Source organism: Carboxydocella sporoproducens DSM 16521 (assembly GCF_900167165.1).
In the GTDB taxonomy this organism is placed as follows: domain Bacteria; phylum Bacillota.
The window spans coordinates 1-18,973 of the sequence record NZ_FUXM01000016.1; the positions used below are offsets into that span (position 1 = coordinate 1).

Here is an 18,973-nt window from a genome sequence, read left to right on the forward strand (position 1 = left end):
TTTTTTTCAAACTCAGCCGCTGCTGCCGCCGGGTAGCCAGTTCCAGGCGGTTATAAACATGGCGGGGTAAATCAATAAGCATCCTCTCTGTGGCCTGATTTGGACAACCAATTTCCACCCAGAGCAAATAGGTGGTACCCCGGGCCATCTCCTCCACAATGGTCCCTTCCACTATATTTTCCCCCAGATTGGCGGATAGCTGGCGTTCCGGCCGTACCAGCATCACATTTTCCGGCCTGATGCCGAATTTCACCATTTGACCTGCCGTCACCGGCCAATTTCCTGTCACCCGCAGTTGCCAGCCCTGCCAGTTAAGAACGGTCTCCGTTTCACTGTGGGCTTCAACCAGTGCCGGGAAGAGGTTGCTCATACCAACGAAGCGGGCAATCTCCTCTGTAACGGGATGCTGAAAGACTTCCTCCTTGCTGCCGACCTGAACCAGTTTGCCCTGGTTGATAATACCAATCCGCTCAGCCAGCACATAAGCCTCGGTGAAATCATGACAAACATGAATGACGGTCAGGTGCTGTTCCCGTTGCAACCTTTTCAGTAATAGCCAGAACTCGGCCCGGGTCTGGGGATCCAGTGCCGCCAGCGGTTCATCCAGCAGTAAAATCCGGCTACCCGCCGCCAGGGCACGGGCCAGGGCTACCCGCTGTCTTTCCCCTCCACTCAAGCGCAGGGGATAGCGGTCCAGCAAGCAGGTTATTCCCAGCCTTTCTGCCCAGTAATAGGCCTCCTCCCGGGATGCGGCAAAAGCGATATTTTCCCGACAGGTTAAATGGGGAAAAAGGGCATAATCCTGGGGTACATAGGCAATCTGTCGCTTCTCCGGTGGCAGGCCGCTGACATCCCGCTCCTGCAAAAAAACGCGCCCTGTTTCCGGCAACTGCAACCCGGCAATGGTTTCCAGCAAGACGGTTTTACCCTGTCCCGAGGGACCCAGCAAAACAAAATACTCGCCCCTGTGAACATGAAGTCCAGGCACTTCCAGGCGGAATTTGCCCCGGGTTACCCGGATATTTTCCAGTCTAATCACTGTTTTCCCTCCCTATCCCGGCTGCCAGTCGCAACAACCAGAGGGCCAGAAGCGCCAGGAAGATTAGAATCAGGGCCAGTGCCACTGTTTGATCTATATCCACTGAAGATAGACTGAGATAAATAGCGGTAGGCAAAACTTCCGTCTTAAACCGGGTAGCACCGGCAAAGGTAACAGTAGCCCCGAATTCCCCCAGGGCTCTGGCCCAGGTGATCACAGTGGTGGCCAGGATGCCCGGCCGGGCCAGGGGCAGGGTTACCCGCCGGAAAACCTGCCCGCTATTACAGCCCAGGGTACGGGCCACCTGTTCCAGACGAGGATCGATAGTCTCAAAGGTGGTTTTCAATAAGCGCAAGGCGTAGGTTGCTACCACCGTAAACTGGGCCAGAATGACACCTCCAGCAGTAAAAACCGGGGAAAGGCCCATGCCCTCCAGCCATCGCCCCAGGGGGCTACGGAAGAAGAGAAGCAGGGCAACACCTCCCACAATGGGAGGTAGTACCAGGGGCAGATCCAGAAATGTTTCCAGCAAGCTACGGCCGGGAAATTGCCGGCGAGCCAGAAAATAAGCTGCAGGCAAAGCCAGAACCAGGCTTATGATGGTGGTAGTTGTAGCTGTCAGCAAACTGAGGCGAACGGCGAACAGCACTTCAGGGGAAAGAAAAGCCTGAACCAGGGCTGCCGGCCGGATATTGAAGGCAATCGCCCCCAGCAAGGCAGCCACAAAAAAGAGGTAGAACAGCAGATTAATTCTGGCTACTCGCTCAAAGCTGTCTCTCAAAATTTCACTTCCTTCTCATCTACCGCATAACCATGTTTTCGGAAGATTTCCTTTCCCCGTTCTGAGGTGAGGAAATCAATAAATTTCTGTGCTGTTTCCGGCTGCTGGCTGAAGCGGCTGATGGCCACCGGAATATTGCCGATCTTGACCAGCTGTTCTTTTGGCAGGGGAATTACTTCCAGTTTCTCGGGATTCCAGTTATCAAATACCGTCCAGCCGATAACTGCATCTACCTGGTTTAAAGCAGCAACCGTTGCGGTATCCTCACAGCTTTTAGGAGTAACGACGATGTTTTTTTCGATCGCAGCCGTCAGCCCGTTTTTGGCAAAAATATCCTTAGCATAAAGGCCTAAACAGACGGTTTTCGGTTCGGCAATGCCCACTTTCACACCCGGCCGGGCCAGGTCCGCCAGGGTCTTGATGCCTTTGGGGTTGCCTTTGGGCACTACAATAGCTGGAACCAGGTAGGCGACAATTTTTCTGCTTTCCGGTTTGACTGCCTGTTTGGTTTCTGCTATATCCATAAAATCATGGGAGCCCGGGATGTAAAGGTCACCCTTTTGGGCCAGCAACATCTGGGATAACATGGTACCAGAACCACCATAACTGGCCTGCACCGGGATACCGGTCCGGGCAGTAAAGGCCTGGACCACTTCTTCCAGGGGCGGTTTTACCGCTGAGCCGGCAAAAATGGTCAGGGGCTCTTTTGCCTTTTGAGCTGTGGTACAGCCAGTTAGGATGCCGGCCAGTAACATGAACACCAGGAGCAAAACGGTTTTTCTTGATTGCATACTCTAACCTCCTTGTCCTTTTGCGCTAAATAAAAAGACACTTTTCCCCCTGTTGAAAAGAAAAGTGTCCAAACGAAACTCCTTTCCAAACAGGGGAGGCAGTCAGGTTTCCCCGGCTACCCCGGACCGGCAAGCGGTCGTCCCGGCGCCATAGCTTTCAGCCTTAGGCTTTCCGGGCTCGGAGTTATTTATTTATTTTCTTTGCCTGTGTATTTTCGACAGAAAAACACATTTTCCTGCTTAAGCTGTGAAAGTGAAATTTATTTCTTGCAGCAGGTTCTGTTTTTTGATACAGGCAGGGCATTTTCCTTCCCTGGTCGAGGATATCACCTGGCCGCAAACCTGACAGTATATTACTGGTATTTCCTTTAATATTATCGGTTTTATTCTCTCCTTCCATGATCCGGGCTGCCAGCTTAACGCCCGCACAGGACAGAGACCGCTACATACATGACAATCCCGGCATTTACTCCCCTGCCACAATAGCCGTCTGGTTTTACCATCCACTTCACTAAAAAAGGCTTGCTGTGGACAGACCCGGATACAAACACCACACTGATCACATTTACCGGGATCAACTGCCAGTATCTCCGCACTGCGTTGCCAGGCCGCTTCCGGTAATCGGGGTAACAGGTTGGACCAGCTGGGACGGGGCTTGTTTTCCCCGGAGTCCTTCAGTACCTGTTCCACCTTTTCCAGCAGTTTCAGGCTAAGCCAGGAAAAAAGCGCCCGTCGACCCAGTTTTTTCTCTTTCGGTGAAATTTTAAACTGACACCGTTCCTGCCAGCCCGTAGCCCTTAACCAGTCTTTAACCTGCTGCCGGGTTTTCTCCGCATAGATACGCCAGTTGGAGCAGGCACAGCTTTCACAATCGCCGCAATGTATCTCCAGTCTTTCTTCTCCGTGTTTTTCCAGCCAGTCTAAAATTTCCTCGACAGTAAGCACTGCTAGACAGGGTATATTAATAGCCCCCTCGACAGGTCCCGTTTCCTGGCAGGCCAACACCGGGGCCTGCAGCCAGGTTGAACCGCTGGCTGCAGCGGTGGGACACTGGGCCCGGCAGAAACCGCAATTTTGACAACCCTGCTTTTCGACCACCGGCAAGCCATTTACTAACTGAATCGCCTGACCAGGGCAGTTTTCCAGACACACCCGGCAAGCCTGATTGCGATATCGGCGCAAACATTTTCCTGAATCAATTTGTGCCGGCATACTCTCACTCCTATCAAGGGCTAATCCCCAGTTCCCGGGCTGCGCGAACCAGTTCAGACCGCCCTTTTGCCCGCAGTTTTTCTTTCAGTTTAGCTTTATATACTTCCACTGTTTTTACACTGATGAAAAGCTGGTCGGCAATTTCTTTGTTGGTATAGCCCCGGGCGATCAAAGCCAGGACTTCTCTTTCCCGTTCGGTTAAAAGAGGATCTTTCCGTTCTTTCTCCGGTTTGCGACCCGCTAGTTCTTTCAGCAAAAACCCAGCAATAGCCGGATCAACAAAAATTTTGCCTTCATAAACACTGCGAATAGCTGAAAGCAGCTCAATATCAGCTGCCTTTTTCAGCAGATAGCCATGAGCTCCGGCCTGTAACACCCTCTTTACATACCCTTCATCTTCATGCATAGTCAGGACAAGCACCCGGCACGCAGGATTCAACTTCGACAACTGCTCTACCAGCGCAATCCCGCCCATACCTGGCATGCTCAAATCAACCAGGGCTAGATCAAAATCCAGGGTTAAGGCCAAATCCAGAGCTTCTTCTGCCGTAGCTGCTTCACCAACTACTAGCATATCCTTTTGAGCTCCAATTAACATTTTTAAACCCGAGCGCAATACAGCATGATCATCTACCAGTAAAATTTTAATCATTTACCTCGCTCCCCTCCAACAGCGGCAAGCGGAGATATATACTACACCCCTGTCCCGGCTCAGTCTCAATTTGAAATTCTCCCCCCAGCAGTGTAGCTCTTTCCTGCATACCAAACAGCCCTAGTTTTTTCTTGAAGATATTGTTTTCCAGAGCTTCATCCAGACAAAAACCCTGGCCATCATCTTCGATTATTACTTTCAATTGTTTTTCTTCCCGCCTAACAACGATACTGACATTTTCAGCCTGTGCATGTTTGGCGATATTGGTCAGAGCTTCCTGGATAATTCTGTAAACAGCTGTTTCTATATGAATCGGTAGCCTTTTATCCAGCCCATCGATGAGCAGGTCAACATCAATCCGGTGTCTCTCCCCCCATTGTTTAAGATAAAATTTAAGCCCTTCCTCCAGTCCCAGATCATCCAGAACGCTGGGTCTCAATTCTAACGCCAGAGAGCGCAACTCGTCCAGGACATTATCAGTCATTCCCAGAATTTCCGCCAAATACTGAAGATGTTCCGGTTCTTTTTCCTGCTGATAAAAAGTGCGTAATGCTACTTTCAAGGATGTCAGGCTCTGACTGGCCTGATCATGTAACTCCCGGGCGATCCGTTTCCGCTCTTCTTCCTGAGCTGCAATTAGTTTGGCCAGTAATTGCTGACGGATAATTTCTTTTTGGCGCAATTCCTCGCTATATTGTTGTAGTTGTAGCTGGTTTTGCCGAATTTTGGCCACCATCTCATTGAAAGCCGCAGTAAGACTGGCCAGGTCATCACCGCTGTTTTCTACCGGTACCTGAATGGCCAAATTACCTGCTGCCACTTCCTGGGTAGCGTGTACCAGGCGCTTTAAGGGTTTGGTAACCACCCCGGTTAGCCAGATCGCCATTAATATCCCAAAAAAGCTCACTCCACCGGTAGTCAACAAAAGCCGGCTGCTGACATGTTTTAGGCCTTCCTGCAGATAATATTCTGTCATACCAACCCTTACCCAGCCTGCGCTTCCTTCCAGAATAGGGATGGCAATGTCTTTAATCAATCCGTCCGGACTGGAAAAAACCACGATATTTTTTTCCTGCCCTGGTCGAATAGAGTTTATATTCCTTAAACCTGCCGGCAGGCGACGGCCAAAGGTGCTGTGTACCAGATTACCTTTCTGATCAAAGACCAGAATGTACTTAATGTCCTGGTTATTCTGGCGTGTATCTTTTAACAGCTCATCCAGAGCATAGAGATTACGGGTAAAAAGCAAATCAGCACTGCGGGCGGCCAGGTCCCTGCCGATGGAAATCCCCCGCTGGGTTAATTGCTGCCCCATTATTTTATGCAGGGTCATCTGCACATCAAAAAAGGCAAAAACAGCAGTAAGAAAAATCAGGGCAATGATCATGATAATTATTTTACCGGACAGACTGATTTTTTTAATATCCATTGTTTTTCACCTGCTGGGCTAATTTTCGAATAACCTCATAATCCTGATCATTGCCAGGCTCAAACCTTTCAATCTGTAATCTGCGTAAAATTGCCTGTCCGTCCTGGCGTTGATGCAAATTCAACATGATTTCAGCAATTCTTTCTTTCAATTTCGCATCAAGCCCTGGCCGGGCCACCAGTGGTGGCATCCCGGCCGCTGGAGAAACATTGATAATGCTGGTATTGGCCCTGATACTCCTGTCCTTGGCTGCCATATATTCATAGATTAGCCCATCTACTGCTGCGCCGTCTACCAAGCCCTGAGCCACTGCTTTGATGGCATTATCATGGCTGCCCATAAAATAGGTTTCAGCAAAAAATCGTGCGGGATCAGTATGTTGTTGTCGTAAAAGTGCCAATGGATAAAAATACCCTGTAAAGGACATAGGATCGGTAAAAGCAAAACGCTTATCTTTTAGGTCTGAAAAACTGTTTATATTCCCATCTTTTCTTACTATAATATACCCCTGGTAAGTATTTTTGCCATTTATTCTGGGAACCGCCAGTAACTCCAATCCGAATTCTTTCTTTCCCATTACATAGGCATAAGAGCAGATAAATGCAATATCAACCTGTTTATCTCTTAGTAAATCATTAACTTCCTTATAGGAAGCCTTCTGGATAAACACTACCGGCATCCCCAGTTCCCGGCCTAGTTCTTCAATCATTTCCTGATAAAGAAAATAGGTTTCCCGGGGCGAAGTCATAGAAGAGACCGCCACTCGCAATGCGGTTGTCTCCCTTTTTTCCTGAGGAACAGGCTCCAGTACATCCCAGCGAACTCGGGGCAAGTCTGTTCCACAGCCGCTCAGGAAAAGTATCAAAACAATTATACTTAGAAAATATTTTTTCATAATATCACCCAGTATTAAGTATAACATTTTTAGAACCGGAATGGAGATACCAAATGATAGCAGAGCAGGAGGAGTCCAACCGCCTCCTCCTGCAATAGTACATTAGTCATGACATTTAGCACAATAAGACTGGAGATTATGGCAGGTGCGGCAATCATTCAGTCGACTGAATGCAACCCCACCATGGGTCCCTATCCAGCTCTGGTCATGAGGATTGGTTTTCTGATGACAGCTGTTACAGAAACGGTTATTGATGGGTTGAGCTGAGCCCTGGTGACAAAGGGTACAGTTAGCACCTGTAGCCCGACTGGCCTGGGCATGCTGGACTGGTAGCCAGTTACCTGGATGGGGATTGGTTTTCTGGTGACAGCTACTGCAAAAGTCCGGTTTGGCCCAGCTGGCACCCGGGTTAACCGGGTTTTGCGAAGAATGGCAGAGAGCACACGTCTGGGTCGTTTTCAACCCCTGGCCATGAGTTTGCTGCCAGTTCTGAGGATGAGGCATGGTCAAACCATGACAGCTCTGACAGGAAACAGCTTTTTTGGTTCCGGCTGTGACGGTGGCCTCATGGCATTTGAGACAATCGGCAGCATTGCCGGTCTGTTTAACCTGAGTAGTATGCTGGGCCAGCCAGCCCTGAGGGTGGGGCATTGTTACCCGGTGACACTGAGCGCAGAGTTGATTTTCTACACCTTTCTGGTGACAGTCCAGACAGGCCTTCTGATTGGCCAGGTAGGCTCTGCCGTGTTCAACTGCCCAGGTCTGCTGAGTGTGAGTCTCCGGTTTCAGTTGTTTCCTATCCTGGTGGCACTGACTGCAGTTATCCACCGGCGCTTTGCCCTGACCTTTGGACTTATGACACTCCAGACAATCTTTCATTTTCAGCGGCTTGGGCTGTCCATGTACCAGTTTGGCATGACAGGTGGCGCAATCAAGCTTTGCCTTTTGCATATGGGTCTGATGGTCGAAACTGATACCAGGCAGTTTTTTCAACTGCTGTGGCCATTTATCGTGACAGACCTGGCAGCGGGCTGAAGGTACATCTTCCCGGGGATTGGCGTCTAATTGCATCACTGTTACCGTCAGTTCCCTGAGACCATTGATCTTGGCCTTAGCTAGCCCAATTGCGCCCGGGTCGGTATGACAGTCATAACAATGCACCTGCTGGTGCGTGGATAGCTTCCATGAATCATAGTATTTATCCATGATATGACAATTGTTGCAGAAATCAGTCTGCCCGGTATAATAAACCGCACCGCCTGTAAAGATCACTATACCTACCAGCGAAAAGAGAACAATCAATAGCAACCGCTTATTTTGCATTTAGCATCCCCTCCCTTGAGCCCGGGGCGCTATTGAGCGCCCCGTTTAGCCCAGGAGTGACACTGGGCACAGCTGAGTTTGTCGGTGTATTTCTGTACATTCTGATGCTTGGTGGCCCAGGACTGGGGTTTTACCTTTTTCGCATGACAGGAGGCACAGAAGTTGGTGTTGCCATGGCATTTCAGACAGCTATTCGCCCCCTGTTTGACCACAGTGCTGCCGTGTTTGGCCAGGAAACTGGCACTATGGGGACCTTTGCCTTGAGCTTTGCTGGTACTGGTAGTGCTCTTGCTGGTTGTAGCGGTTTTGGCCGGGCTGGGAGTGTGACAGGCCAGACAGTTACCACCCCGGCTGGGCCGCGCATCTGCCACATTGTCCTGCTGATAAATAGTTACGAAAGCCGCCAGGAGCAGTCCAAAGAGTACGATGGAAATCCACTTTTTCATGTCACAACCCCCCTTCTTAAACCTTGACCAGTTTGACTCTGGTGTCGTAGAATACCGCAGAGCCTCCGGCGAGGTCGCTGATACAGGTATTGTTAATTACCGGGTCCAACCTCATGGCGGCATTGCCATGGACACCCTGACGGCGGCGGCTGTCGCCCTTGATTACTTTACCATCAACGGTGACATCCTGTGAGCCGTAGGACCAGTGGCCCCAGCCCAGACTGAAGGCGATAACTCCATCGCGGATGCCTTCCGTTACTTTGACTTTACCGATCATCTCTTTCTTCTGGCCGTTTTTCAGGTCCCAGACCCCGCTGGTATTGGAAGCGGATACGATCTTGACCCGATCCCCCGTTTTCAGGCCATAGCGGTAGGCATCCCTGGGATTAACCCAGATATAGTTTTCGCTTTCTACCGCCAGGTTCCAGTAGTTGCTGGCTGTCCGGCTCTTGGTATGGAGAATATCCTTGTAGGTGATCAGGGTAAGGTTATATCCTTCACTGAGATCATTGATCGGCCGTCCCAGCGCATCGGCATATGGCCGGATATACTGGGGTAGCCCTGGGAAGGCTTTCCCTGTCATCGAGTTCTTGGTCTTGTATGTTTTTTCCTGATAAAGGTTGATCTGCTTGCCATATTTATTTTTTACTTTCTCGCCATCATAGGCCTTCTCGAAGTCCTGATACAAACCGCCCCGGTTCAGCAGATAAATAATGCGCTTGAACCAGCTTTCTCCCACCAGGGCCTGCCAGCGCTGCGGGTCAAAAACTTCTTTGGGCAGATGCTTGCGGGCAGCATAGAAGACAGCGATTTCTTCAGCACTGGCTTCAGGTACAGTTTCCTTGCCGGTAGCATCATCGCCGAAAGCTAAATTGGCTAGCATAGGAATATACATATCATCCTGGTGTTTTAGGTGGCGCCCCGGCCCAAAGGCATCGGTGCCAAAACCGGGCAGCTTCATCTCTTCAGCGATGGCCAGCAGTACCGTTTCCAGTGAAATGGGCATGGTCTGACCAAACACAGTCACTTTTTCCGTCAGGGGGGCAATTGCCGGCTGTCTTACAGGCTGTACTTTCTGGGCCACATTGGGATGGGAACCGTGGAATTCCCAGCGCTCCAGATAAGTCAGATCCGGGAAGATATAGTCGGCATACATAGAGCTTTCCCCGACAACAATATCGAAGGCCACATATAAAGGCAGCTTGTTAACATCCGACAGTACTTCGATGTTCTTATGCCCACCTGGCAGTGAGTAAACCGGTGAACCCATATACTGGAACAACACCTTCACCGGATAGGGGTAGGCGTCACCGATTGATGGAATGATTTCCTGATAGACATCCGAGGCCAGGGTATACCAGTGCCGCTTGGCCGGATAGCCATTGAATATGGTGGTATTTTCATATTTCACATTGTGCCTGATGCTGCTAATACCAAAGTTGGCGATTTTGCCAGGGTTCTTGGTCATGTCAAAGGGTTTGCCAGTCTTGGTCCCATCATAGTTATAGGTGGAAGCCTTAATCATGCCGCCCTTCCAGTCAAAGTTACCGATCAGCAGGTTGAGGGACATCCACACTCCAACATTATAGAAACCATTGGTGTGCTGGGAAACACCCCGGTGAACATCGGCAGCTGCTTTTTTACCGTGAGAGGTGAATTCCCGGGCCAGGGCGATCAGGTCTTCCGGCTCCAGTCCGCAAATATCGGCCCACTCATCAATGGTCTTGCTGAGAGCGTGATCCTTCAGAAGTCGGAAGGAGCTCTTGACGGTAATGCCATTGATTGTGGTCTCCACATCCAGCTCGCCCTCGACCGCCTCGGCAGTGCTGTTGGGATCAACGGCTACCGGCTGCCCATCCTTCCAGACTACCAGAGGATCCAGTTCATAGTCATAGGTGGTGCCGCTGATGGTCTCGCTCTTGCTGATCTTGGGCAGACCGATCTCGGAGCCCCGCAGGAATTCCGTCGGCTTGCCATCCACTATTTTCACCAGCCAGCTGGCATTGGACCAGGTCGGTTCCCCATCTGCCGTGGCTGCCGCTTTGTTGGCATTGGCCAGGTATCTGGCATCATACTTGTTGTTGCTGATAATCCAGTTGATCATAGCCAGGGCAACAGCTGCTTCGGTACCCGGTTTGTTGGGCAGCCATTTCCAGGCTTTGCTGGCAGCTTTATTGTAACGCGGGTCCACAACCGCAATTTTCAAACGCCCGCACTCCAGGCCTTCGGTGATTTTCGGTATCCGCTGGGCTGGACCGTAGTTGGCCTCAAAGGGTGATGCCCCAACAAACAGGATGAACTCCGAATTGGGGGTATCAGCCTGCCAGTAAAACTTGTCACCACCGGTCCAGTCCACTTTGCCTTTTTTACTGTCAAAGGCATACTGTTCGCTCATCGCCTTGCCGGTAAAGTAGAGGGAACCCTGACAGACGGTGGTATGGCCATGGGTGTTGATGGAGCCCAGACCGTCATTGGTGAAACGCTTGATAAATTCACTGCGGCCCCCTTTGAGCCGGCCCCAGGCGAAGACAAACTGGTTGTTTTTTGGACCCAGATCAGGGTGAGCAGGATCGATCAGTTTATCCAGATGGTCGGCCCATTTGCTCTGGAACTCCGCCAGGGTCATTTTCTTGTTCCAGAGGTTCTCCACATCGGCAGCCATCGCTTTCGCCACCTGCGGGTCGCGCAGGGCCCAAACATCCATCAAGCCTGGTACTACCCGGTTTTCTTCCCCAGGTACACTGGCGAACAATTTACCGCCATAGACGATTTCTTTAATTGCCTGGGAAAAAGGAATGGAAACCCACTTGTTGCTGCCCCGCTTGCCGGCACGCTTGAGCACCCGGCGAATACGATAGGGATCATAGACTGTTTGAATACCCGACTGACCCTTGGGACAGATAGCTCCATCGATTTTTGCTGCCTCTTTAATATCGGTAGCATATTTGATGCTGGGGTACATGGTCCAGGGGCTGTAGGGGTTACCATCGATTTTAACTGCCTGACCGTTGAGTAGCTTGACTTTAATACCACAGCCGGTATTGCATTGCAAGCAGACGGAGTAAATAATATTTTCCGGATTATCCAGCGGATATTTGTCCTGTGGTTTTCCCGTAGCTGCTACGGCCTCCGTCAACGGCTCCGCTTGTCCGGCCAGGACCGCTACCCCACCAAGCAGAGCAGAAGTTTTCAGGAAATCTCTTCTGTTTATATCCATGTTCGCTTCCCTCCTTTACAGCAAATAATAGACGCGGGGATTTGTTCCTTTATTCTCTAACAGGCGCATATATTTGCGCTGCTTCAGCAGTTTGCTAACAAGAGCATTGGGGTCAGCCAGATCGCCAAAGTAGGTGGCCCGGCCAACACAGGTGACAGTACAGGCCGGCAATAAGCCCTGGCTTACGCGATGGATGCAGAAGGTGCATTTTCTGGCTCTGCCTTTAGGGGCGGCAAAGGCGCTGTCCCTTTTCCACTGCTGGTTGTACTCGAAATTGGGCCGTTTTTCATAGCCCTGGACGGCAGGTGTGCCTTCGGTATAGAAACTGCCATCATCGAGAGCACGGGCAGAATAGGGGCAGGCAGTTACACAGCGGCCACAGCCGATGCATTTTTCATAGTTTACCGCCACCACTTTATCCGCCTGCTTAAAAGTCGCCCCCACAGGGCAGGCCGGCACACAGGGTGGTTTATCGCAATGCATACAAGGCCTAGGAATAAATTGTTTCTTAACATTGGGAAATACCCCGCTTTCCTGTTCAAGCACGGGCCGATAGATGACATGGGGCGGAAGCACGTTTTCCGCAATACAGGCGATGGTACAAGCGTGGCAGCCAGCGCATTTTTTTAAATCAATTACCATTGCCCACTGCCGCTGACTCAGGGGCCTGGCCAGCGCTCGCTTCACATCTTCCTGCATTATCAGCAGTTTGTCACCGCTTACGCTTGAGCTCATACTTTTTCCCTCCTCATTGAAAGTGTTTGAGAAAACGATTGCAAACTCGGCAAGCTTACCCTGATTCCATTATAAAAAATAATTGATAATAAAATAATCGGTATGATACCCTAAAAAAACTGAACAGACCTTAGGGATTTCCCCTATTTTGTATGTATAATTTCATCCTATTTTCAAATATTAATTAAGAGAGGAGGTAGATAGTGATGAGAGGAGCCCCCTGGGATACCCAACCTGCCCTCAAGGAGATGTGTGCTGAAACAGGAGTTAATTTGGACCGCCTGCTGGCCGGCATCAAACGCGGACGCAGTGATGAGGAAATCGCAAGTGAAATGGGTGTGCCCCCGACCACTATTACCCGCTTGCGACGTCACTTTGAAAAATACGGTATTGCATCAGTAGAAGGGCAAGACTAAAGCGGCAGCTCAAGCTGCCGCTTTCTATATGTGCCAGGGCGCATCTACCTGTAATTGTTGCAGGTTGGTCTTGAATTCTTTCGGAGAAGCACTGGGTACAATCAGCCGATGACCACAGCGCTGACAGACAAACTTCTTGCGTCCGGAAAATTGTTCACGCAAGATTAGAACATTCTCAGTATCTCTATGCACTGTTCCACAAAATTTACAGGTCAGTCCAAACTTGAAGGCCAGCATATACTCACCTCACTTGAGTCTTATCTCACTTTTATTATCTCCCGAGATAGCTCAAGTGAAAATCAGCAAAATCCCTAGTTTTAATGGGGATTATCCCTAAAAATCTTCCCCCTTTCCCACCACCACAGCTTCCTGGCCCTTTACCAGCAGTAGTGCAAGCAAAACTAATGCTACTAAGGCAGTCCCGTAAATGGCATAGAAATTCATAAAATCAACTGACTTGAGTAACTTTCCTCCTGCAGCTGTCCCAATGCCACCTCCTCCCATAAAACAAAATGCTACCAGTGACATGGCCGCCCCTCTAGCCTGTACGGCAAACTCCGTTGCCATCGTCAATAAGGTTGAATGTGCCAGCATAAAACCGAGGCCCAGCATAGTGATTCCGGCAATCAACAGGGGTAGCTGCCTGGCTCCAAGGATAAAAGCTAGATCAGCCAGAGCAGCTAAACTCAAACCGGTCAAAAGTATTTTCTTCCTGCCATATTTACCCGCCAACTTACCGCTTAAACGGCCGCCAATAACAGCTGCTATCCCAAAGAAGGTCATCAATAAGCCGATAGCCAGGTAGTTATAGTGATAATTATCTTCAATAAAGGCTCCCAGATAGGAGAATGATCCCAGTAAAAACATACCTTCCAGTAAAACTATAACATATACTGCCAGGCTCTTTCCAGTACTAAGCAGCTTCAGGTAGGGAGTTAGAAACTGGCTTTCCGGATTTTTGGATGAGGGAATTTTTTTACCTGTTGTCAGAAAAAGAAAAGTAACAAAAGCTGCCACCACTGTATATACCCAGAAAACCCCTCGCCAGTTTAGCCAGTAAGCTATTGTCCCACCTAAGGCCATACTAATTCCCTGGCCTAAAAAAGAAATGCCCATAAAGCTTCCAATTGCTGCCTGGCGCTCCGAGAGGGGAAAAAGATCTCCGATTAAGGCTAACGAAATTGGCATAACTGAGGCAGCAAAAATACCGGTCAGGGCACGGTAAAATGCTAAATCAGCCAGCCCTCTTCCCATTGCTGTTAATGCGGTGGCGAAAGTGAAGAAAAACATGGCAAAGGTCAGAATTTGTTTTTTCCCGTAGCGGTCTGCAAGGGGCCCGAAAATCAATTGAAACAATCCGAAAGGGATCATGTATGAGGTGATCAATAATCCAGCAGCAGTAGCGGATACTCCTATGTCTCTGGCGATAGCCGGCAGAATGGGAGAAACCACCCAGTTATCAGCCATGACTGTAAAACCGGCTAATCCTAGAATAATAATAATTTTTCTCAGATCCATCCTCAATCACTCCTCGTATCGTGATATTACAATATTATTATATTGCTATTTCATTAAAAAGTCTATAAAAAATACTCCTACCTGGTAGTAGTAGGAGTAACAGTCCAGTTCTTCAACTTCCATAGACCCTGGATATCAATTTTCAGTCCATTGATGGCACCGATTATTTTTTTGTCAAGATAAATTTTGACATCTTCAACCTGGAAAAGCTCATATTGCTCCAGCTGTTCCAAAGGCCGACGGGCATCGGCCATCAAAGCTGGCACTTTGCCCACACAGCAACCGGAGTATTCCCCTTGAAATATTGTCAGCACTTTCCCCCTCTGTCTCAGTTCATGCAGCGCCTCCTGACTCAGCAATATCTCCACCTTGATCCTCCTTACCGGTTCAAATCCTCTCTCTCACCGGTTTCCAGGTAGATAACTCCTTCACCGATGTTGGTGGCATGGTCGCCTATTCGCTCCAGGTAGCGGGCCACAAAGAGCAGATGAGTGGCCTGAGTGATGGTAGATGGATCTTTTTGCATTATCTCCACCAGCTCATCAAAGACCAGCCGGTAAAGGCGATCGATTTCATCATCCTTTTTGCAGGTTTCCTTGGCCAGCTCCACATCCCCACGTACATAGGCGTCCAGCACGCCCCGCACTTCCTCCTGGGCCAGTTTGGCCATCTTGGGGATGTCGATTAGAGGCTTGATCAAGGGCTGATTGGCCATACGCAGGGTCACCTTGGCAATATCGGTAGCGTGGTCAGCAATGCGCTCTAAGTCTACGATTATTTTGAGCCCGGCCCCGATTTTACGCAGGTCTCCGGCGATGGGCTGCTGGGTAGCAATCAATTTCATGCAGCGGTCATCGATTTCCTTTTCCAGCTGGTCAATAGCTTCATCTCCATCGATGACTTCCTGAGCCATTTTCACATCCTGGCGAGCCAGACTTTCCACCGCTTTGACGATTGCCGTCTCCACCATAGAACCCATTCTCAAAATATCTTTTTGCAGTTCTTCCAGGGCCTGATCAAAATTGTGACGAACGGAACCGCTCATTTTACTACACCCCTTCCAGAATGCTTGACCTTAACCGAAGCGACCGGTGATGTAATCCTCAGTCCTTTTATCCTTCGGTTTGGTGAAAATCTCATCAGTAGGCCCGAACTCAATCAAATCCCCGCTGAGGAAAAAGGCGGTAGTATCTGAAATCCGAGCAGCCTGTTGCATATTATGGGTAACAATAATAATAGTATATCGCTCTTTCAGCTCCTGAATCAACTCCTCGATGCGCATGGTGGAAATAGGGTCCAGGGCCGAAGTGGGTTCATCCATCAACAGCACTTCCGGTTCAATGGCCAGGGCCCGAGCGATGCAAAGGCGCTGCTGCTGCCCGCCAGAAAGGCCCAGGGCCGGTTTGTGCAAACGGTCCTTAACTTCTTCCCAGAGAGCTGCACCTTTCAGACTCTTTTCCACAATCTCATCCAGCTTGCGTTTATCCTTCAGGCCATGGATACGGGGGGCATAGGCCACATTATCATAGATGGACTTGGGAAAAGGGTTGGGCTGTTGAAAGACCATACCCACTCTTTTCCGCAATTGAACCACATCGGTTTCCGGAGCATAAATATTTTGCCCATCTAACAGGATTTCCCCCTCAATCCGTACATTCTCTATTATATCATTCATTCTGTTCAAAGTGCGCAAAAAAGTTGATTTGCCACAGCCAGATGGTCCTATTAAGGCTGTCACCCGGTTTTTTCCGATGTCTATGTTGATATCATGCAAGGCATGATAACTGCCATAATACAGATTAAGCTGGCGAACAGTAAACTTATTTTCCTGCACGGCTGTTACCCCCATTCTTAGCGCTGTCTGGCAAAATAACTGCGTAACAAGGTGGCGGTCAGATTCAGCCCCAGCACCAGCATCAACAGGACTACCGCTGTACCGTAGGGAATTTTATCCTCCACTCCCGGCACCTGGGTTGCTATCACATACAGGTGGTAGGGCAAGGCCATAACCTGGTCAAAAATACTGGTCGGCAGTTTGGGCAAGAAGAAAGCTGCTACTGTTAGCAGAATAGGAGCTGTTTCCCCGGCTGCCCGCGCAATCCCCAGGATGGAGCCGGTGATAATCCCCGGCATAGCCTGGGGCAAGACGATTCTGATAATGGTCTGCAGTTTGGTCGCCCCCAGAGCCAGACTGGCCTGCCGGTAGGACTGGGGCACAGTGCGCAGGGCCTCTTCAGCAGTAGTGATAATTACCGGCAAAGTCATCAGTGCCAGTGTCAAAGAACCTGCCAGAATGGATGCCCCAAACCCAAAATAGATAACAAACAGACCCAGTCCAAATAGCCCGAACACCACTGAAGGTATACCGGCCAGATTCATGATGGCCAGGCGAATCAGGCGGGTAAGCCAGTTATCCCTGGCGTATTCTGAGAGATAGATAGCGGTCATTACACCGGTAGGGAGAGCAAAAACTATCGTCCAGAACACGAGATGAAGTGTACCTACTATGGCAGGAAAAATTCCGCCTTTGGTCATACCCCGCCGGGGTTTATCAGTAAGAAAATCCCAGCTGATAGCGGGCAATCCTTTGCTGAGAATATCATATAAAAGCCAGGCCAGGACCGCAATAATCAGGATGGTGACCAGCCGCAAAACCGAAAAGGCAATTTTTTCTTGCAGTTTTGGACTCATCTACTCCACCTCCTTGACTTTGCGGGCCACATAGTCGGCAATTAAGTTAATCACCAGGGTAATGATCATCAGCACCAGACCGATCAAAAAAAGAGCATGGTAATGTTCACTGCCTCGAGGCACTTCCCCCATCTCGGCGGCTATGGTAGCAGTCATAGTCCGCACCGGCACCAGAAAACCTTTCGGAATCACCGCCGCATTACCAGTAGCCATCATCACCGCCATGGTCTCCCCGATCGCTCTTCCCATACCCAGCATGACAGCAGCGGTAATACCGGAAAATGCCGCCGGAACGATCACATGTTTGATGGTCTGCCAGCGGGTAGCCCCCAGGCTGAGAGATGCTTCCGCATATCGCCGCGGTACAGCATTGATTGCGTCTTCAGAAACAGAGACAATGGTGGGTAAAGCCATAATGGCCAGGATGATCGAACCAGTCAAGGCAGTAAGACCGGTATCCAGATGAAACAGGCTCTTGATTTTCGGAGCTAGTACCATCAGAGCAAAAAAGCCATAAACAACAGAAGGAATCCCTGCCAGTACCTCGATGGCAGGCTTCAGTATTCCCCGGATAGTAGGATGGGCGATTTGGCCCAGATAAATGGCTGTTGCCAATCCCAGCGGGACAGCAATAACCAGCGCCCCCAGAGTAACCAGGAAAGAACCTGCCAGCAGGGGCAGCAGGCTGAATTTAGGTGGAGTATCAGTAGGAGCCCAGATCTTGCTGGTAAAAAAGTCACTAAGGGGAACTTTGGTTAAAACCGGCAAGGATTCTTTGAAAAGGAAAAGAAAAATTAGTCCGATCACCAGAATCGAAAGGAGAGCTACGGCTTTCAATAAAAATTCAACCGCTCTTTCCATGTTTTACCTCCTCGTACAAACAGGCCAAGAGGAGCCGGGAATCCCGACTCCTCTAGCCGGAAGGTTAACTTTATTTTAAGGGAATGAATCCCATTTCTTCAACCGTTTTCTGGCCATCAGAGCTGAGAGCATAGTCAATAAAGGCTTTACCTACTCCTTTAGGTTCTCCAGCGGAGTAGAGATAGAGTTTGCGGGAAATGGGATATTCTCCGCTCTTTACGGTTTCCAGGTTAGGAGCCAGCCCGGCATCACTGGCATCTTTTGCAACTTTCACAGCTTTGACAGTCTCATTGACATAGCCAAGACCCATATAAGCGATTGCACCTTTATTGCCCTGAATTTCCTTCACTTCCGCAGAGGTAGAGGGCAGGAGCAGAGCATCAGGACGGAAGTTTTCATTATTCAGAACGTGTTCCTTAAAGAAAGCATAGGTACCGGAGTTGCTTTCCCGGGACAGGACCACAATCTTCAGGTCAGGCCCACCCACTTCCTTCCAGTTGTTGATTTTGCCAGTATAAATGTCCTTGATCTGGGCCAGGGTCAGTTTATCTACAGGGTTATCCTTGTTAACTACTACAGCGATGCCATCCAGAGCTACAACGGTTTCCTTTACATCAATCCCTTTGGCTTTGGCGTCACTCACTTCTTTTTCTTTTATTTCACGGGATGCCATGGCGATGTCGGTAGTACCATTGATGAGAGCAGCAATGCCGGTACCGGAACCGCCGCCGGTAACAGCCACACTGGCATCCGAGTTTTTATCCATGAAATCTTCTGCCCAGGCTTGTACCAGGTTAACCATAGTGTCAGAGCCCTTAATCTGCACAGAACCGGCGATAGCTCCCTGCTGGCCTTCAGGGGTTTTGGCCTCCTCCTTTTTGGCGCAGCCCGTTAGCAGCAGGCTGAACATCAGGGTACCGACCAGAATTTTAGTTCCCACAGCTTTCAGCATAATTTTCTCTTCCTC

The 18,973-nt window shown here is 49.7% G+C and carries 20 protein-coding genes and 1 riboswitch; of the genes, 1 reads left to right on the forward strand and 19 read right to left on the reverse strand.

Annotated elements, in window-relative coordinates; all coding sequences use genetic code 11:
• The 11 genes from B5D20_RS07285 to B5D20_RS07335 form a co-directional block, all read right to left on the reverse strand.
• Positions 1 to 1,039, reverse strand: a 1,039-nt coding sequence (locus B5D20_RS07285) for an ABC transporter ATP-binding protein (protein ID WP_078665576.1), incomplete at its 3' end; no start/stop codon positions are given.
• On the reverse strand, positions 1,032 to 1,820 hold the full coding sequence (locus B5D20_RS07290; RefSeq protein WP_159071921.1) for an ABC transporter permease: 789 nt from the start codon (positions 1,818 to 1,820) through the stop codon (positions 1,032 to 1,034). The genes B5D20_RS07290 and B5D20_RS07285, both read right to left, overlap by 8 nt.
• A complete protein-coding gene (gene modA / locus B5D20_RS07295) occupies positions 1,817 to 2,611 on the reverse strand; it encodes a molybdate ABC transporter substrate-binding protein (protein ID WP_078665578.1) in 795 nt (264 codons plus the stop codon). The genes B5D20_RS07290 and modA overlap by 4 nt, the downstream gene beginning before the upstream one ends.
• A 62-nt stretch (positions 2,612 to 2,673) precedes the next feature.
• Positions 2,674 to 2,807: riboswitch (molybdenum cofactor riboswitch) on the reverse strand.
• A 44-nt stretch (positions 2,808 to 2,851) separates the two neighbouring features.
• Entirely contained in the window at positions 2,852 to 3,823 is a 972-nt protein-coding gene (locus B5D20_RS07300) for a 4Fe-4S binding protein (protein ID WP_078665579.1), read from the reverse strand.
• A gap of 13 nt (positions 3,824 to 3,836) precedes the next feature.
• Positions 3,837 to 4,475: a response regulator gene (locus tag B5D20_RS07305; protein ID WP_078665580.1), complete on the reverse strand. Its 639-nt coding sequence runs from the start codon at positions 4,473 to 4,475 to the stop codon at positions 3,837 to 3,839.
• Positions 4,468 to 5,904: a HAMP domain-containing sensor histidine kinase gene (locus B5D20_RS07310; RefSeq protein ID WP_078665581.1), complete on the reverse strand. Its 1,437-nt coding sequence runs from the start codon at positions 5,902 to 5,904 to the stop codon at positions 4,468 to 4,470. The genes B5D20_RS07305 and B5D20_RS07310 overlap by 8 nt, the downstream gene beginning before the upstream one ends.
• Positions 5,894 to 6,826, reverse strand: coding sequence for a substrate-binding domain-containing protein (locus B5D20_RS07315; protein WP_078665582.1), 933 nt, complete (start codon positions 6,824 to 6,826; stop codon positions 5,894 to 5,896). The genes B5D20_RS07310 and B5D20_RS07315 overlap by 11 nt, the downstream gene beginning before the upstream one ends.
• A 75-nt stretch (positions 6,827 to 6,901) precedes the next feature.
• Positions 6,902 to 8,122: a NapC/NirT family cytochrome c gene (locus tag B5D20_RS07320; RefSeq protein ID WP_078665583.1), complete on the reverse strand. Its 1,221-nt coding sequence runs from the start codon at positions 8,120 to 8,122 to the stop codon at positions 6,902 to 6,904.
• A gap of 29 nt (positions 8,123 to 8,151) precedes the next feature.
• On the reverse strand, positions 8,152 to 8,568 hold the full coding sequence (locus tag B5D20_RS07325; protein ID WP_078665584.1) for a hypothetical protein: 417 nt from the start codon (positions 8,566 to 8,568) through the stop codon (positions 8,152 to 8,154).
• A gap of 16 nt (positions 8,569 to 8,584) precedes the next feature.
• The gene (locus B5D20_RS07330) at positions 8,585 to 11,785 is read right to left on the reverse strand and encodes a molybdopterin-dependent oxidoreductase (protein ID WP_078665585.1); all 3,201 of its coding nucleotides are present in this window, start codon (positions 11,783 to 11,785) and stop codon (positions 8,585 to 8,587) included.
• A 15-nt stretch (positions 11,786 to 11,800) separates the two neighbouring features.
• Positions 11,801 to 12,520: a 4Fe-4S dicluster domain-containing protein gene (locus tag B5D20_RS07335; protein WP_078665586.1), complete on the reverse strand. Its 720-nt coding sequence runs from the start codon at positions 12,518 to 12,520 to the stop codon at positions 11,801 to 11,803.
• A 206-nt stretch (positions 12,521 to 12,726) separates the two neighbouring features.
• Here B5D20_RS07335 and B5D20_RS07340 point away from each other — a divergent pair, with 206 nt between their 5' ends.
• The gene (locus B5D20_RS07340) at positions 12,727 to 12,936 is read left to right on the forward strand and encodes a helix-turn-helix transcriptional regulator (protein WP_078665587.1); all 210 of its coding nucleotides are present in this window, start codon (positions 12,727 to 12,729) and stop codon (positions 12,934 to 12,936) included.
• A 24-nt stretch (positions 12,937 to 12,960) separates the two neighbouring features.
• On the opposite strand, the gene B5D20_RS07345 is transcribed toward B5D20_RS07340, so the two are convergent.
• The 8 genes from B5D20_RS07345 to B5D20_RS07380 all read right to left on the reverse strand — a co-directional run bounded on the left by B5D20_RS07345 (position 12,961) and on the right by B5D20_RS07380 (position 18,958).
• Positions 12,961 to 13,173, reverse strand: coding sequence for a hypothetical protein (locus tag B5D20_RS07345; protein WP_078665588.1), 213 nt, complete (start codon positions 13,171 to 13,173; stop codon positions 12,961 to 12,963).
• Between the two features lie 96 nt (positions 13,174 to 13,269).
• A complete protein-coding gene (locus B5D20_RS07350) occupies positions 13,270 to 14,454 on the reverse strand; it encodes an MFS transporter (RefSeq protein WP_078665589.1) in 1,185 nt (394 codons plus the stop codon).
• Positions 14,455 to 14,531: 77 nt separating this feature from the next.
• Positions 14,532 to 14,822, reverse strand: a complete 291-nt coding sequence (locus B5D20_RS07355; RefSeq protein ID WP_078665590.1) for a CC/Se motif family (seleno)protein — start codon at positions 14,820 to 14,822, stop codon at positions 14,532 to 14,534.
• Positions 14,823 to 14,833: 11 nt separating this feature from the next.
• Positions 14,834 to 15,499, reverse strand: a complete 666-nt coding sequence (phoU, locus tag B5D20_RS07360; RefSeq protein WP_078665591.1) for a phosphate signaling complex protein PhoU — start codon at positions 15,497 to 15,499, stop codon at positions 14,834 to 14,836.
• 30 nt (positions 15,500 to 15,529) lie between these two features.
• Positions 15,530 to 16,288: a phosphate ABC transporter ATP-binding protein PstB gene (gene pstB, locus B5D20_RS07365; protein ID WP_278308370.1), complete on the reverse strand. Its 759-nt coding sequence runs from the start codon at positions 16,286 to 16,288 to the stop codon at positions 15,530 to 15,532.
• Between the two features lie 17 nt (positions 16,289 to 16,305).
• Positions 16,306 to 17,145 (reverse strand): phosphate ABC transporter permease PstA, encoded by an 840-nt coding sequence (gene pstA / locus B5D20_RS07370; RefSeq protein WP_078665593.1) that lies wholly within the window; start codon positions 17,143 to 17,145, stop codon positions 16,306 to 16,308.
• A complete protein-coding gene (gene pstC, locus B5D20_RS07375; RefSeq protein WP_078665594.1) occupies positions 17,146 to 18,006 on the reverse strand; it encodes a phosphate ABC transporter permease subunit PstC in 861 nt (286 codons plus the stop codon).
• Positions 18,007 to 18,076: 70 nt separating this feature from the next.
• A complete protein-coding gene (locus B5D20_RS07380; protein ID WP_078665595.1) occupies positions 18,077 to 18,958 on the reverse strand; it encodes a phosphate ABC transporter substrate-binding protein in 882 nt (293 codons plus the stop codon).
• Positions 18,959 to 18,973: the final 15 nt, after the last annotated feature.

Bases quoted from the DNA above. Each gene is read 5' to 3' on its own strand.
- modA (WP_078665578.1), bottom strand. From the start codon at position 2,611: ATGCAATCAAGAAAAACCGTTTTGCTCCTGGTGTTCATGTTACTGGCC.
- B5D20_RS07300 (WP_078665579.1), bottom strand. From the start codon at position 3,823: ATGCCGGCACAAATTGATTCAGGAAAATGTTTGCGCCGATATCGCAAT.
- B5D20_RS07305 (WP_078665580.1), bottom strand. From the start codon at position 4,475: ATGATTAAAATTTTACTGGTAGATGATCATGCTGTATTGCGCTCGGGT.
- B5D20_RS07310 (WP_078665581.1), bottom strand. From the start codon at position 5,904: ATGGATATTAAAAAAATCAGTCTGTCCGGTAAAATAATTATCATGATC.
- B5D20_RS07315 (WP_078665582.1), bottom strand. From the start codon at position 6,826: ATGTTATACTTAATACTGGGTGATATTATGAAAAAATATTTTCTAAGT.
- B5D20_RS07320 (WP_078665583.1), bottom strand. From the start codon at position 8,122: ATGCAAAATAAGCGGTTGCTATTGATTGTTCTCTTTTCGCTGGTAGGT.
- B5D20_RS07325 (WP_078665584.1), bottom strand. From the start codon at position 8,568: ATGAAAAAGTGGATTTCCATCGTACTCTTTGGACTGCTCCTGGCGGCT.
- B5D20_RS07330 (WP_078665585.1), bottom strand. From the start codon at position 11,785: ATGGATATAAACAGAAGAGATTTCCTGAAAACTTCTGCTCTGCTTGGT.
- B5D20_RS07335 (WP_078665586.1), bottom strand. From the start codon at position 12,520: ATGAGCTCAAGCGTAAGCGGTGACAAACTGCTGATAATGCAGGAAGAT.
- B5D20_RS07340 (WP_078665587.1), top strand. From the start codon at position 12,727: ATGAGAGGAGCCCCCTGGGATACCCAACCTGCCCTCAAGGAGATGTGT.
- B5D20_RS07345 (WP_078665588.1), bottom strand. From the start codon at position 13,173: ATGCTGGCCTTCAAGTTTGGACTGACCTGTAAATTTTGTGGAACAGTG.
- B5D20_RS07350 (WP_078665589.1), bottom strand. From the start codon at position 14,454: ATGGATCTGAGAAAAATTATTATTATTCTAGGATTAGCCGGTTTTACA.
- phoU (WP_078665591.1), bottom strand. From the start codon at position 15,499: ATGAGCGGTTCCGTTCGTCACAATTTTGATCAGGCCCTGGAAGAACTG.
- pstA (WP_078665593.1), bottom strand. From the start codon at position 17,145: ATGAGTCCAAAACTGCAAGAAAAAATTGCCTTTTCGGTTTTGCGGCTG.
- pstC (WP_078665594.1), bottom strand. From the start codon at position 18,006: ATGGAAAGAGCGGTTGAATTTTTATTGAAAGCCGTAGCTCTCCTTTCG.
- B5D20_RS07380 (WP_078665595.1), bottom strand. From the start codon at position 18,958: ATGCTGAAAGCTGTGGGAACTAAAATTCTGGTCGGTACCCTGATGTTC.